The organism is Streptomyces sp. CBMA123 (genome assembly GCF_014596465.1).
Lineage (GTDB): Bacteria > Actinomycetota > Actinomycetes > Streptomycetales > Streptomycetaceae > Kitasatospora.
In genome coordinates this window covers 1-424 of sequence record NZ_MECK01000577.1, presented here as the reverse complement: position 1 = coordinate 424, position 424 = coordinate 1, and the positions used below count along the sequence as shown (strand labels likewise).

The 424-nt window shown below is 80.0% G+C and carries 1 protein-coding gene; it reads right to left on the bottom strand.

What is annotated here, in order from left to right:
• Window positions 1–41: 41 nt before the first annotated feature.
• Window positions 42–424, bottom strand: a 383-nt coding sequence (locus BG452_RS37535) for a universal stress protein (RefSeq protein ID WP_188308819.1), incomplete at its 5' end; no start/stop codon positions are given.

Here is a 424-nt window from a genome sequence, read left to right as displayed (position 1 = left end):
GTACGGCGGGACCGCGGTGGCGGCGCCCTCGGGCGCCGGGTTCAGGCCTTGGCCGCGAGGAGTTCCGGCGCGGGGCCGACGGGCAGGTGCCAGCGGGCGCGGCGGTGCAGCGCCTCCAGGTCGTGCAGCAGTTCGGGCACCGGGACGGTCAGGACGGGGCAGCCGGCCCGGCGGGCGCAATACCCGGAGACCGGGCGGCGCAGTCGGCGGCGCAGCGGGCCGCCGCTGCGTCCGAGGACCAGCAGGTCGTCCGGCCGGTCGGCGAGGTGGACCAGGGCCGGCCCGGTCTCGCCGCGGATCACCACGGGCTGCATCGGGACGCCGGGGCCGGCTTCGCCGAAGGCCGCTTCGAGGGCCTCGTCCAGGCGCCGTTCGGCGGCCTCCCGGACGGCGCCGAGCAGCGGCGGGCAGGGCGAGCGGCGGT